Below are 13,873 nucleotides of genomic sequence, written 5' to 3' on the forward strand. Positions count from 1 at the left end.
GCACGTTGATTTCGAGTCTTGGGGAGACCCCCGCCGTGACCGAGTCCCAGCCCCTCTCCGAAAACACCGCCGACGTCATCGTCGTCGGGGCCGGACCGGCCGGTTCCACCACCGCCTACTACCTGGCGAAGGCGGGGCTCGACGTCCTGCTCCTGGAGAAGACGGCCTTCCCGCGCGAGAAGGTCTGCGGCGACGGGCTGACCCCGCGCGCCACCAAGCAGCTGGTGTCGATGGGCATCGACATCTCCGAGGAAGCCGGCTGGCTCCGCAACAAGGGCCTGCGCATCATCGGCGGCGGCATGCGCGTCCAGCTCGACTGGCCGGATCTCGCCTCTTTCCCCGACTACGGACTCGTGCGCAAGCGGGACGACTTCGACGAGCAACTGGCGCGGCAGGCGCAGAAGGCGGGCGCGCGGCTGTACGAGCGCTGCAACGTCGGCGCCCCGATCGTCGACGACCGCACCGGCCGCATCACCGGCGTGCACGCGAAGCTGGGCGACGCCGACTCCAAGGAGAAGCGGGAGGTGACCTTCCATGCCCCGCTGGTGGTGGCGGCGGACGGCAACTCCAGCCGTCTCTCCCTCGCGATGGGGCTGCACCGGCGCGAGGACCGCCCGATGGGTGTCGCCGTCCGTACGTACTTCACCTCGCCGCGTCACGAGGACGACTACCTGGAGTCGTGGCTGGAGCTGTGGGACCGCCGGGGTGCCGAGGACCGTCTGCTGCCCGGCTACGGGTGGATCTTCGGCATGGGCGACGGCACCTCGAACGTCGGCCTCGGTGTCCTCAACACCTCCGACTCCTTCAAGGAGCTGGACTGGCGCGAGGTCCTGAAGGCCTGGTGCGCCTCGATGCCGGAGGACTGGGGCTACACCCCGGAGAACATGACCGGCCCGATCCGCGGCGCGGCCCTCCCGATGGCCTTCAACCGCCAGCCGCACTACACCAAGGGCCTGCTGCTGGTGGGTGACGCCGGCGGTCTGGTGAACCCCTTCAACGGTGAGGGCATCGCCTACGCCATGGAGTCCGGCCAGATCGTCGCCGACGTCATCGTCCAGGCCCACGCGCGCGCCACCCCTGGCCAGCGCGAACTGGCCCTCCAGCGCTACCCGCGCGTCCTCAAGGACACCTACGGCGGCTACTACACGCTCGGCCGCGCCTTCGTGAAGCTCATCGGCAACCCGAAGGTCATGAAGGTCGCCACCCAGCGCGGTCTGAGCCACCCGATGCTGATGAAGTTCACCCTGAAGATGCTCGCGAACCTCACCGACCCGACGGGCGGCGACGCGATGGACCGCATCATCAACGGCCTCTCGAAGGTGGCCCCGAAGGCCTGACCGGACGGGCCGCCCCGCGCGGTCACCGGGCCGGCTCCTGGGCGGCGCGACGGGCCACGACCTGCTCGCGCCGCTCGCCAACCTGCCGCAGGGCGGCCTTCCGGTTCCGCCGGGAGGGAACCGGCTTTCGGACAGCCCGGAGGGCCGCTCCCCGCACAGGAAGCGGCCCTCCGGAAGTCACCCGCGGGTCAGAGCACGCGCACCGCGCCCGTGGCCGGGTAGCCCGAAAGGTCCTGGATCACGACGCCCTTGGAGGGGTTGGCCGCGTCGAGGTACTGCCCGTTACCGATGTACACGCCGACGTGGTACGCCGAACCCGCCGAACCCCAGTACAGGATGTCGCCGACCTGGACATTGGACAGTGAAACCGGCGTACCGGACACCGACTGGTCCTGCGAGACGCGCGGCAGGTCCACACCCACTTGCTTGAACGCCGCCTGCACCAGGCCCGAGCAGTCCCACGCGTTGGGTCCGGTGCCGCCCATGACGTACGCGTCGCCGACCTGCGCCTTGAGGAAGGCGATGACGGTCGCGACACTGCCGCTGGCCGGGGCGGCGACGTTCGTGGACGTGGAGGCGCTCGCCGACAGGACGGTCCGCGCCGAGGAACGGGAGACGGCGTCGGCCGCTGCGGCCTTGCGCGCGGCCTCGGCCTTCTTCTTGGCCTCCGCCTTCTTCTTGGCGTCGGCCAGGGCGGCCTTGGCCTGCTTGGCGGCCTTGGCGGCGGCCGCGTCGCGCTCCGCCTGAAGCTCGTAGTTGGCCGCGAACTGCTGGGTGGCGTCTGCGGACTGCGCGACCTGGGTGGCCAGGTCGGCCGTCAGGGTCGGCAGCTCCATGGTCTGCGTCACGGGCTCGGCTGCGCTCGCCGAACCAGCGGCTGCGGCCACTGCCAGGGTGCTGAGGACGCCACCGGCAACTCCGGCGCGCATCGCGAGCGACGGGGCGTTGCGGCGGGGTTTCCGGTGGCTTCGTATGTGTGCGGTGTGGGACATGGGTACTAGCGGTACCAGGGGCTCCTCCATACCTTCAAGAAACGTGTGGTGCGCCACAGTTGTTCAATCGGCCGCCGAATTCGCCGCCTGTCACTCTTTATTGACGCCGTAACGGGCATTGCGGACACTGTCCATCAGGCCCGTGATCATGGCCTTTCAGCATTACGCCCGAATTGCCCGACGCCTACCACCGGTTGAAGAGGATGGCCAAGCCCGGCTTATCTGAGCCATAGGTAGATGTGGCGCAGGTCACGGAACGGTCACCCGGGCGGTTGCGTCCCGCGTGTGAACCCCGGCCGCCTCCGGCCCGCCCCCGCTCGTGAACGCGCGCACGTGTCCACATCGGTCCCGTCCGTCCCCCCGAAGTGTGAACGCGGCCCTCTATCAAGGGGGTGCGTCCAGCGCCAATTTGCATGCGCCGGAAGTCTCTTGATATTGAGACGACCCTCTGGGCCTGCGGCGATGAGCGAAAATGTCACGTCTGGTGACCGACCTGACGCTTCGCGTGTGAAGATCACTGCTCATCCGACTTCATGATCGTTCGTCAGGTGGTGGAGATCACAAAGCTAAGGCAATACCCCGTGTCGCAGATCACAGACCGCCGGGCATAGGATGCGAGGCAGTTGGGCTTGTGACCTGCTTCACATGTCCGCGATCTTCGCCGGGACGGGTGGGGTTCGCGGTGCTGACGAGGCAGGGGTGCAGGCTCGTCGAACCGCCACCAGTCAGTGCCGACTGAGAGGAGCGAGGAGCGTGAACGCGTATGCGCCGATCCTCGTACTGGGAGCCCTCGGGGCAGGCTTTGCGATCTTCTCCGTGGTCATGGCCACGCTGATCGGTCCGAAGCGGTACAACCGCGCCAAGCTCGACGCGTACGAGTGCGGCATCGAGCCGACCCCCACGCCGGTCGGCGGCGGGCGTTTTCCCATCAAGTACTACCTGACGGCGATGCTCTTCATCGTCTTCGACATCGAGATCGTCTTCCTCTACCCCTGGGCCGTCACCTTCGACGCCCTGGGTGTTTTCGGGCTCGTGGAGATGCTGCTCTTCGTGCTCACCGTCTTCGTCGCCTACGCGTACGTATGGCGGCGCGGCGGCCTGGAATGGGACTGAGGGGCCTTTAAGACATGGGACTCGAAGAAAAGCTGCCGAGCGGATTCCTGCTGACGACCGTCGAGCAGGCCGCGGGCTGGGTGCGCAAGGCGTCCGTCTTCCCCGCGACATTCGGACTCGCCTGCTGCGCCATCGAGATGATGACCACCGGCGCCGGGCGCTACGACCTGGCCCGCTTCGGGATGGAGGTCTTCCGCGGGTCGCCCCGCCAGGCCGACCTGATGATCGTGGCCGGCCGGGTGAGCCAGAAGATGGCGCCGGTGCTGCGGCAGGTCTACGACCAGATGCCCAACCCCAAGTGGGTCATCTCCATGGGGGTTTGTGCGTCCTCGGGCGGAATGTTCAACAACTACGCCATTGTGCAGGGAGTTGACCACATCGTCCCGGTCGACATCTATTTGCCCGGATGCCCGCCGCGGCCCGAGATGCTGTTGGACGCGATTCTCAAGCTCCACCAGAAGATCCAGACCTCCAAGCTCGGCGTGAACGCCGAGGAGGCGGCCCGCGAGGCGGAGGAAGCGGCGCTCAAGGCGCTTCCCATCATCGAGATGAAGGGCCTGCTGCGGTGAGCGACGCGAACGGCAACGGGGTCAACCCGGAGAAGGACCTGAGCGCCTCCAACCTTCCCGGCCAGCGAGGCGACCAGGGCGAGGAGATCCGCGTCCAGCGCGGCATGTTCGGCGCCAACAACGGCGGCGACACCTCCGGCTACGGCGGCCTGGTCCGTTCGATCCGGCTTCCCGGTGCGGCCACCCGCCCCTACGGCGGCTGGTTCGACGAGGTGGCCGACGAACTGGAGGGCGCTCTGGAGGAGCAGGGACTCGTCCCCGAGAACGTCATCGACAAGACGGTCGTCGACCGCGACGAGATCACGTTCCACATCGAACGCGAGTACCTGCTCCCCGTCGCCCAGACCCTGCGTGACGACCCGGCCCTCCGGTTCGAACTGTGCACCGGCGTCTCCGGCGTCCACCACCCGCAGGACAAGGGCCGCGAGCTGCACGCCGTCTACCACCTGCGCTCGATCACCCACAACCGGCTGATCCGGCTCGAGGTCAGCGCCCCGGACGCCGACCCGCACGTGCCCTCGCTCGTCTCCGTCTATCCGACGAACGACTGGCACGAGCGCGAGACGTACGACTTCTTCGGCTTGATCTTCGACGGCCACCCCGCACTGACGCGGATCATGATGCCGGACGACTGGCAGGGCTTCCCGCAGCGCAAGGACTACCCCCTCGGCGGCATCCCCGTCGAGTACAAGGGCGCCCAGATCCCGGCTCCGGACCAGCGGAGGTCGTACTCATGAGCACGCAGACCCCTTCCGGGGCATCGGCCGCCTCGCCCCGCGAGACGACCGAGGGCACCGTATATACGGTCACCGGCGGCGACTGGGACGAGATCGCCCAGTCGGCGGCCAAGTCCGACGACGAGCGCATCATCGTCAACATGGGCCCGCAGCACCCGTCCACCCACGGCGTGCTCAGGCTCATCCTGGAGATCGACGGTGAGACGGTCACCGAGGCCCGCTGCGGCATCGGCTACCTCCACACCGGCATCGAGAAGAACCTCGAGTTCCGCACGTGGACCCAGGGCACCACGTTCGTGACGCGCATGGACTATCTGACGCCGTTCTTCAACGAGACGGCGTACTGCCTCGGTGTCGAGAAGCTCCTCGGCATCACGGACCAGATCCCCGACCGCGCCTCGATCATCCGCGTGCTCCTCATGGAGCTGAACCGGCTCTCCTCCCACCTGGTGTGCATCGCCACCGGTGGCATGGAACTGGGCGCGACCACGATCATGATCTACGGCTTCCGTGACCGTGAGCTCATCCTCGACATCTACGAGCTGATCACGGGCCTGCGGATGAACCACGCGTTCGTCCGCCCCGGCGGACTCGCCCAGGACCTGCCCCCGGGCGCGGTGGACCAGATCCGCGAGTTCGTGAAGAAGATGACGAAGAACCTTCCCGAATACGACAAGCTCGCCACCGGGAACCCCATCTTCAAGGCCCGCATGCAGGACGTCGGCTACCTCGACCTGGCCGGCTGCATGGCCCTCGGTGCCACCGGCCCGATCCTGCGCTCGGCCGGCCTGCCGCACGACCTGCGCAAGTCCCAGCCCTACTGCGGCTACGAGGCTTACGACTTCGAGGTCCCGACCGCCGACACCTGCGACTCCTACGGGCGCTTCTTGATCCGCCTGGAGGAGATGCGCCAGTCGCTGCGGATCATCGAGCAGTGTCTGGACCGGCTCCAGCCCGGTCCGGTCATGGTCGCCGACAAGAAGATCGCCTGGCCCGCCCAGCTCGCGCTCGGCCCCGACGGTCTCGGCAACTCGCTCGACCACATCAAGAAGATCATGGGCACCTCCATGGAGGCCCTGATCCACCACTTCAAGCTGGTGACCGAGGGCTTCCGCGTGCCGCCGGGCCAGACGTACGTGGCGGTCGAGTCGCCCAAGGGCGAGCTCGGGGTGCACGTCGTCTCCGACGGAGGCACCCGCCCCTACCGGGTCCACTTCCGCGACCCGTCCTTCACCAACCTTCAGGCCATGGCGGCGATGTGCGAAGGCGGCCAGGTCGCCGACGTCATCGTCGCCGTCGCGTCCATCGACCCCGTGATGGGAGGCGTCGACCGATGACCACCACCCCCGAGGGCGTCAGCCTGGGCATGCCCCAACTGCCCGCGCCCGACTACCCGGCCGACGTCCGGACCCGGCTGGAGGCGGACGCGCGCGAGATCATCGCCCGCTATCCCGACTCCCGCTCGGCGCTCCTTCCGTTGCTGCATCTCGTGCAGTCGCAGGAGGGCCATGTCACGCGCACGGGACAGCGGTTCTGCGCGGAGGTACTGGGCCTGACGACGGCCGAGGTCACCGCGGTCGCGACCTTCTACTCGATGTACCGGCGCAAGCCGAGCGGTGACTACCAGGTGGGTGTCTGCACCAACACCCTGTGCGCCGTCATGGGTGGCGACGCCATCTTCGAGGCCCTCCAGGACCACCTGGGCGTCGGCAACGGGGAGACCACCGGTGACGGCAAGGTCACCCTGGAGCACATCGAGTGCAACGCGGCCTGCGACTTCGCGCCCGTCGTGATGGTCAACTGGGAGTTCTTCGACAACCAGACCGTGAACTCGGCCAAGCGTCTCGTCGATGACCTGCGCGCGGGCGCCGATGTCGACCCGACCCGCGGCGCCCGGCTGTGCACCTTCAAGGACACCGCCCGGATCCTGGCGGGCTTCCCCGACGAACGGGAGGGCGCGGTGGACGGCGGTGGCAGCGCGGGCCACGCGTCACTGGTCGGCCTGCGTCTGGCCAAGGGGGAGAGCGCCCCCGCGCGCGTGGTGCATCCGCGGGGCGGAGGAGCACCCCAGAACCAGCGGTCCGCCGAGCGCCTGAGCTCGCACGACGCGCCGCAGGACACGTCGGCCTCCGACCCGTCCCACCCGGCGGGTCCCGTGGCAGAGGAGGGGGAGTGATGACCTTGGCAGCCGAGATCAACGAAACGAGTCCCGAGAAGCTGCTCGCACCCGTGCTGTCGGCCTTCTGGGACGAGGACAGGTCCTGGTCGCTGGACGTCTACCGAAGGCACGAGGGGTACGAGGGCCTGCGCAAGGCACTCGCCATGTCGCCGGACGATCTGATCGCGTACGTCAAGGAATCCGGACTGCGCGGCCGGGGCGGCGCCGGATTCCCCACCGGAATGAAATGGCAGTTCATTCCCCAGGGAGACGGCAAACCTCACTATCTAGTTGTCAACGCCGACGAATCGGAGCCGGGAACCTGCAAGGACATCCCGCTCCTCTTCGCGAACCCGCACAGCCTCATCGAGGGCATTGTGATCGCGTGCTATGCCATTCGGTCTTCGCATGCCTTCATCTATCTCCGTGGTGAAGTGGTCCCCGTACTGCGGCGGTTGCACGAGGCCGTACGTGAGGCCTACGCGGCGGGTTATCTCGGCGAGAACATCCTGGGCAGCGGACTCGACCTCCAGCTCACCGTGCACGCGGGCGCCGGCGCGTACATCTGCGGTGAGGAGACAGCGCTGCTCGACTCGCTCGAAGGCCGCCGTGGTCAACCGCGGCTCCGTCCCCCTTTCCCTGCTGTCGCGGGCCTCTATGCGTGTCCGACTGTTGTAAATAACGTCGAGTCGATCGCGTCAGTTCCCGCAATTCTCCAAAAAGGCAAGGAATGGTTCAGGTCGATGGGCAGCGAGAAGTCTCCGGGCTTCACGCTCTACTCGCTCAGCGGCCATGTCGCCAGCCCCGGCCAGTACGAGGCACCGCTCGGCATCACGCTGCGTCAACTCCTCGACATGAGCGGCGGGATGCGCCCCGGTCATCGGCTGAAGTTCTGGACGCCGGGCGGCTCCTCGACCCCGATGTTCACCGACGAGCATCTCGACGTCCCTCTTGACTACGAAGGAGTGGGCGCCGCGGGTTCCATGCTCGGCACGAAAGCACTCCAGTGCTTCGACGAGACGACCTGTGTCGTCCGTGCCGTCACCCGCTGGACCGAGTTCTACGCCCACGAGTCCTGCGGCAAGTGCACACCGTGCCGTGAAGGAACGTACTGGCTCGTGCAGTTGCTGCGTGACATCGAGGCCGGCAAGGGCGTCATGTCCGACCTCGACAAGCTGAACGACATCGCCGACAACATCAACGGCAAGTCCTTCTGCGCCCTCGGCGACGGTGCCGCCTCGCCGATCTTCTCCTCGCTCAAGTACTTCCGCGGGGAGTACGAGCAGCACATCACGGGCCGCGGCTGCCCCTTCGACCCCGCCAGGTCCACGGCCTGGGCGGACAAGCACACGGAGGTGAACGCATGACAGTGACCACCAGCGCTCCCTCCGGAGGCGGCGAAGCGGCGGTCCCGCCGGAGGATCTCGTCTCGCTGACGATCGACGGCGTCGAGCTGAGCGTGCCCAAGGGCACCCTCGTCATCCGGGCCGCCGAACAACTCGGCATCGAGATCCCCCGGTTCTGCGACCACCCGCTCCTCGACCCGGTCGGCGCCTGCCGCCAGTGCATCGTCGAGGTCGAGGGCCAGCGCAAGCCCATGGCGTCGTGCACGATCACCTGTACGGACGGGATGGTCGTCAAGACTCAACTCACCTCCCCGGTGGCCGAGAAGGCCCAGCACGGTGTGATGGAGCTGCTGCTCATCAACCACCCGCTGGACTGCCCGGTCTGCGACAAGGGTGGCGAGTGCCCGTTGCAGAACCAGGCGATGTCGCACGGCAACGCCGAGTCCCGCTTCGAGGGCAGGAAGCGGACCTACGAGAAGCCGGTCCCGATCTCCACACAGGTGCTGCTCGACCGCGAGCGGTGCGTGCTGTGCGCCCGCTGCACCCGCTTCTCGAACCAGATCGCGGGCGACCCCATGATCGAGCTGATCGAGCGGGGCGCGCTCCAGCAGGTCGGCACCGGTGACGGCGACCCGTTCGAGTCGTACTTCTCCGGCAACACGATCCAGATCTGCCCGGTCGGCGCGCTCACGTCGGCGGCGTACCGCTTCCGCTCGCGCCCGTTCGACCTCATCTCCTCGCACTCCGTGTGCGAGCACTGCTCCGGCGGCTGCGCGACGCGCACCGACCACCGGCGCGGCAAGGTGATGCGGCGTCTCGCGGCGCCGGACCCCGAGGTCAACGAGGAGTGGGTCTGCGACAAGGGCCGGTTCGGGTTCCGGTACGCGCAGCAGCGCGACCGCCTCGACACCCCCCTGGTGCGCAACGCCGAGGGTGTCCTCGAACCCGCTTCCTGGCCGGAGGCCCTGGAGGCAGCCGCACAGGGACTGACGGCGGCCCGCGGCCGGGCCGGTGTCCTCACCGGCGGCCGGCTCACCGTCGAGGACGCCTACGCGTACAGCAAGTTCGCGCGCGTGGCCCTCGACACGAACGACATCGACTTCCGCGCGCGCGTGCACAGCTCCGAGGAGGCCGACTTCCTGGCCGCCCGGGTCGCCGGACGCGGCCGGGACCTCGACGGTACGGGCGTCACGTACACCTCTCTGGAGAAGGCGCCCGCCGTTCTGCTGGCGGGCTTCGAGTCGGAGGAGGAGGCGCCCGGCGTCTTCCTGCGGCTGCGCAAGGCGTGGCGCGGGCACGGACGGAAGACCTTCTGCATCGCCACGCACGCCACCCGCGGTCTGGAGAAGGCGGGCGGCACGCTGCTGGCGGCCGCGCCCGGCACCGAGACCGAGTGGCTGGACGCGCTCGCGAGCGGTGCGGGCCTGGACGAGGACGGTGCCAGGGCCGCCGAGGCGTTGCGCGCCGAGGGTGCTGTGATCGTCGTCGGTGAGCGACTGGCCGCCGTCGCGGGCGGGCTGACCGCCGCGGTGCGGACCGCGACCGCCACCGGCGCCCGGCTGGTGTGGATCCCGCGCCGGGCCGGGGAACGCGGAGCGATCGAGGCCGGCGCGCTTCCCTCGCTGCTGCCGGGCGGACGTCCGGCCACCGACCCGCGCGCGCGGGACGAGGTCGCGGCCGTGTGGGGCGTCTCCGAACTCCCGCACCGCTACGGCCGTGACACCGGCCAGATCGTGGAGGCCGCCGCAGGCGGCGAACTGCGGGCCCTGGTGGTCGCGGGTGTGGAGGTCGCCGACCTTCCCGACCCCACGCGCGCGCGTGCCGCCCTGTCCGAAGTGGGCTTCCTCGTGTCGCTCGAGCAGCGGCCCGGCGAGGTCACCGAGCACGCCGATGTCGTCCTGCCGGTCGCCGCGGTCGCCGAGAAGGCCGGAAGCTTCCTCAACTGGGAGGGCAGGGTCCGTTCCTTCGAGGCCGCTCTCAAGCCCGACCAGATGGCCCGGCGGCTCGCGCCTGCCGACTTGCGTGTTCTGCAGATGCTGGCCGACGCCATGGACGTGCACCTCGGACTGCCGGATCTGCGCACCGCGCGCGGGGAACTCGACCGGCTCGGTGCCTGGGACGGCCCGCGAGCCGATGAACCCCGTGAGGCCGGGGTGCAGATGCCGCGTCCGGCCGCCGGGGAGGCCGTACTGGCCGGGCACCGGCTGCTGCTCGACCAGGGGCGTCTCCAAGAGGGCGACGAAGCGCTCGCCGGGACGCGGCACACCGCACGCGCGCGTGTGTCGGCCCCCACCGCCGCCGAGGCCGGAGTCAAGGACGGCGACGTCATCGCCGTGACCGGTCCCGGCGGAACGGTCGAACTCCCGCTCCGGATCACCGAGATGCCCGACCGTGTGGTCTGGCTCCCGCTGAACTCGACCGGAGGGGGCGTCGCCTCCGACACCGGGGCGCTGCCCGGCGCACTCGTCCGTATCGGCCCGGCGACGATCGCCGCCGAGGCCCCCAAGGAGGTGGAGGCATGACGCCGTACCTCGCCGCTGAAGACCTCTCGATGTTCGGCCACGATCCCTGGTGGCTGGTCGTCATCAAGGCGGTGTTCTGCTTCGCCTTCCTGATGGTGACCGTGCTCTTCTCCATCGTGTGGGAGCGCAAGGTCGTCGCGTGGATGCAGCTGCGCATCGGCCCCAACCGGCACGGCCCCTGGGGCATGCTCCAGTCGCTCGCCGACGGCGTGAAGCTGATGCTCAAGGAAGACCTCATCGTCAAGCGCGCGGACAAGGTCGTCTACGTCCTCGCGCCGATCGTGGCGGCCATCCCGGCCTTCATGGCGATCGCGGTGATCCCCTTCGGGCCCGCGGACAACGAGGTCTCGATCTTCGGTCAGCGCACCACGATGCAGCTGACCGACCTGCCGATCGCGATGCTCTACATCCTCGCGGTGGCCTCGGTGGGCATCTACGGGATCGTGCTCGCCGGCTGGAGTTCCGGATCCACCTACCCGCTCCTGGGCGGTCTGCGGTCCTGCGCCCAGATGATCTCGTACGAGATCGCCATGGGCGCCGCGTTCGCCTCGGTGTTCCTCTACTCCGGTTCGATGTCGACCTCGACGATCGTCGAGCAGCAGCACGACCGCTGGTACATCGTCCTGCTGCCGGTCTCGTTCCTGATCTACATCGTGACGATGATCGGCGAGACCAACCGGGCCCCGTTCGACATGCCGGAGTCCGAGGGCGACCTGGTCGGCGGCTTCAACACCGAGTATTCGTCGATCAAGTTCGCCCTGTTCATGCTCGCCGAGTACGTCAACATGGTGACGGTCTCGGCCGTGTCGACGACGCTCTTCCTGGGTGGCTGGCGGGCACCGTGGCCGATCAGCGGCTTCTGGGAGGGCGCCAACCACGGCTGGTGGCCGATGCTCTGGTTCGTGGTGAAGGTGCAGCTGCTGCTGTTCTTCTTCATCTGGCTGCGCGGCACGCTGCCGCGTGTCCGCTACGACCAGCTGATGAAGCTCGGCTGGAAGGTGCTCATCCCGGTCTCCGTGGTCTGGCTGATGCTCGTCGCGACCGTGCGGACGCTGCGCAACGAGCACTACAACTTCGCGGACATCGCCCTGTACGTCGGCGGAGGCGTCCTCGTCCTGCTGCTGCTGTCGTTCGTGGCGGACATCTTCCGCGACAAGCAGGGCCGGGAGACGCCCGCCGAGCCCGCCGCCTTCGACCCGATGGCCGGCGGATTCCCCGTTCCCCCGCTGCCCGGCCAGGAGCTGCCGCCGGTACCGCGGCGCCGCCCGCGCCGCGAGCGGGAGCTGATTGTCAGTGGCGGGTCCGATACTGCGAGTGATGGACCGGTTACCGAATCTCGTGACGGAAAGGAGGGGTCCGATGGCTGAGGAGCCGAAGGAGACCAAACCGGGTTTCCAGAACCCCGTCGCCGGTTTCGGCGTGACCTTCAAGGCCATGTTCAAGAAGCGGCTGACCGAGCAGTACCCGGAACAGCAGAAGACCACCGCACCGCGGTTCCACGGCCGGCACCAGCTCAACCGCCATCCGGACGGCCTGGAGAAGTGCGTCGGCTGTGAGCTGTGTGCCTGGGCCTGTCCCGCGGACGCCATCTATGTGGAGGGCGCGGACAACACCGAGGAGGAGCGTTACTCCCCGGGCGAGCGCTACGGCCGCGTCTACCAGATCAACTACGCCCGCTGCATCCTGTGCGGCCTGTGCATCGAGGCGTGCCCCACGCGCGCGCTGACGATGACGAACGAGTTCGAACTCGCTGACAGCAGCCGCGCCAACCTCATCTACACCAAGGAACAGCTGCTCGCCGGACTCCAGGAAGGCATGGTCGACACACCGCACTCGATCTTCCCGGGCACGGACGAGCAGGACTACTACCGGGGTCTGGTGACCGAGGCGGCGCCCGGCACCGAGCGCCAGGTGGCCGTCTCCAAGGGCGAGTTGCATCCCTCGGCGAGCCCGTCGGGTTCGTCCGCCGGAGAGGGGGCGGAGGCATGACCGGCCTGGCCGCGTACTCCACCTCCACCGGGGAGGCCTTCCAGTTCTGGGTTCTCGGCACCGTCGCGGTGATCGGCGCCCTGTGCACCGTCTTCATGAAGAAGGCCGTGCACAGCGCGCTGTGCCTCGCCGGAACCATGATCATCCTGGCGGTGTTCTACCTCGCCAACGGCGCCTACTTCCTGGGCGTCGTCCAGGTCGTCGTCTACACCGGCGCGATCATGATGCTCTTCCTCTTCGTCGTCATGCTCGTCGGTGTCACCGCGGCGGACTCGCTGAAGGAGACCATCAAGGGGCAGCGCTGGCTGGCCCTGCTCTGCGGACTCGGCTTCGGCATCCTGCTGTTCGCCGGGATCGGCAACGCGTCCGTCCAGGACTTCGACGGCCTGGCGAAGGCGAACGCGGGCGGCAACGTGGAGGGCTTGGCCGCCCTCATCTTCACGAAGTACGTGTTCGCCTTCGAGATCACCGGCGCCCTGCTCATCACGGCCACCATCGGCGCCATGGTGCTCACCCACCGCGAGCGCACCGAGCGCGCCAAGACCCAGCGCGAGCTGTCCGAGCAGCGGGTGCGTGAGGGCAAGAACCTCCCGCCGCTGCCGGCGCCGGGTGTCTACGCCCGGCACAACGCGGTGGACATCGCGGGCCTGCTCCCGGACGGCACCCCGTCCGAGCTGACCGTCAGCAAGACACTGCGCGACCGCGGACAGGTCCGTGACGTCTCGGCGGACGCGCTGAAGGACCTGAAGGCGCTGGAGCAGCGCGCCGAGGAGCGCCTGGAGCGCACGAAGCCGGAGGAGGCGTCCAAGTGAATCCGGTCAACTACCTCTATCTCTCCGCTCTGTTGTTCACGATCGGCGCCACCGGTGTCCTGATCAGACGGAACGCGATCGTGGTGTTCATGTGCATCGAGCTCATGCTCAACGCCTGCAACCTCGCCTTCGTCGTCTTCTCCCGGATGCACGGCAATCTCGACGGCCAGATCATCGCCTTCTTCACGATGGTCGTCGCCGCCGCGGAGGTCGTGGTCGGGCTCGCGATCATCGTGTCGCTGTTCCGTTCCCGCCACTCGGCCTCGGTCGACGACGCCAGCCTGATGAAGCTGTAAGG

The 13,873-nt window shown here is 68.3% G+C and carries 13 protein-coding genes; 12 read left to right on the plus strand and 1 reads right to left on the minus strand.

What is annotated here, in order from left to right:
- The first annotated feature begins 35 nt into the window (after nt 1-35).
- Nucleotides 36-1,337 (plus strand): geranylgeranyl reductase family protein, encoded by a 1,302-nt coding sequence (locus ABZV42_RS34945; protein ID WP_355983106.1) that lies wholly within the window; start codon nt 36-38, stop codon nt 1,335-1,337.
- A gap of 188 nt (nt 1,338-1,525) precedes the next feature.
- On the opposite strand, the gene ABZV42_RS34950 is transcribed toward ABZV42_RS34945, so the two are convergent.
- Nucleotides 1,526-2,359, minus strand: a complete 834-nt coding sequence (locus ABZV42_RS34950) for a C40 family peptidase (protein WP_356055479.1) — start codon at nt 2,357-2,359, stop codon at nt 1,526-1,528.
- Nucleotides 2,360-3,082: 723 nt separating this feature from the next.
- Here ABZV42_RS34950 and ABZV42_RS34955 point away from each other — a divergent pair.
- From ABZV42_RS34955 to nuoK, 11 genes are read left to right on the plus strand one after another with little or no spacing between them, the layout of a single operon-like run.
- Nucleotides 3,083-3,442 (plus strand): NADH-quinone oxidoreductase subunit A, encoded by a 360-nt coding sequence (locus tag ABZV42_RS34955; protein ID WP_037627175.1) that lies wholly within the window; start codon nt 3,083-3,085, stop codon nt 3,440-3,442.
- Nucleotides 3,443-3,456: 14 nt separating this feature from the next.
- A complete protein-coding gene (locus tag ABZV42_RS34960) occupies nt 3,457-4,011 on the plus strand; it encodes an NADH-quinone oxidoreductase subunit B family protein (RefSeq protein WP_355983102.1) in 555 nt (184 codons plus the stop codon).
- On the plus strand, nt 4,008-4,748 hold the full coding sequence (locus ABZV42_RS34965; protein WP_355983100.1) for an NADH-quinone oxidoreductase subunit C: 741 nt from the start codon (nt 4,008-4,010) through the stop codon (nt 4,746-4,748). The genes ABZV42_RS34960 and ABZV42_RS34965 overlap by 4 nt, the downstream gene beginning before the upstream one ends.
- The gene (locus ABZV42_RS34970) at nt 4,745-6,085 is read left to right on the plus strand and encodes an NADH-quinone oxidoreductase subunit D (RefSeq protein ID WP_355983098.1); all 1,341 of its coding nucleotides are present in this window, start codon (nt 4,745-4,747) and stop codon (nt 6,083-6,085) included. The genes ABZV42_RS34965 and ABZV42_RS34970 overlap by 4 nt, the downstream gene beginning before the upstream one ends.
- On the plus strand, nt 6,082-6,924 hold the full coding sequence (gene nuoE, locus ABZV42_RS34975; RefSeq protein ID WP_356055481.1) for an NADH-quinone oxidoreductase subunit NuoE: 843 nt from the start codon (nt 6,082-6,084) through the stop codon (nt 6,922-6,924). The genes ABZV42_RS34970 and nuoE overlap by 4 nt, the downstream gene beginning before the upstream one ends.
- Nucleotides 6,921-8,273 carry an NADH-quinone oxidoreductase subunit NuoF gene (nuoF, locus tag ABZV42_RS34980; protein WP_355983094.1) on the plus strand — a complete coding sequence of 451 codons (1,353 nt, stop codon included), beginning with the start codon at nt 6,921-6,923 and terminating at the stop codon, nt 8,271-8,273. Before nuoE ends, nuoF begins: the two co-directional genes overlap by 4 nt.
- Nucleotides 8,270-10,774 carry an NADH-quinone oxidoreductase subunit G gene (locus ABZV42_RS34985; RefSeq protein ID WP_356055482.1) on the plus strand — a complete coding sequence of 835 codons (2,505 nt, stop codon included), beginning with the start codon at nt 8,270-8,272 and terminating at the stop codon, nt 10,772-10,774. The genes nuoF and ABZV42_RS34985 overlap by 4 nt, the downstream gene beginning before the upstream one ends.
- Nucleotides 10,771-12,141: an NADH-quinone oxidoreductase subunit NuoH gene (gene nuoH / locus ABZV42_RS34990; protein ID WP_356055484.1), complete on the plus strand. Its 1,371-nt coding sequence runs from the start codon at nt 10,771-10,773 to the stop codon at nt 12,139-12,141. The genes ABZV42_RS34985 and nuoH overlap by 4 nt, the downstream gene beginning before the upstream one ends.
- The gene (gene nuoI, locus ABZV42_RS34995; protein WP_355983088.1) at nt 12,134-12,763 is read left to right on the plus strand and encodes an NADH-quinone oxidoreductase subunit NuoI; all 630 of its coding nucleotides are present in this window, start codon (nt 12,134-12,136) and stop codon (nt 12,761-12,763) included. Before nuoH ends, nuoI begins: the two co-directional genes overlap by 8 nt.
- Nucleotides 12,760-13,575 carry an NADH-quinone oxidoreductase subunit J gene (locus ABZV42_RS35000; RefSeq protein WP_355983086.1) on the plus strand — a complete coding sequence of 272 codons (816 nt, stop codon included), beginning with the start codon at nt 12,760-12,762 and terminating at the stop codon, nt 13,573-13,575. Before nuoI ends, ABZV42_RS35000 begins: the two co-directional genes overlap by 4 nt.
- Nucleotides 13,572-13,871 (plus strand): NADH-quinone oxidoreductase subunit NuoK, encoded by a 300-nt coding sequence (gene nuoK, locus ABZV42_RS35005; RefSeq protein WP_103548331.1) that lies wholly within the window; start codon nt 13,572-13,574, stop codon nt 13,869-13,871. Before ABZV42_RS35000 ends, nuoK begins: the two co-directional genes overlap by 4 nt.
- Nucleotides 13,872-13,873: the final 2 nt, after the last annotated feature.

This window comes from Streptomyces sp. NPDC005281, from assembly GCF_040607495.1.
GTDB lineage: Bacteria > Actinomycetota > Actinomycetes > Streptomycetales > Streptomycetaceae > Streptomyces.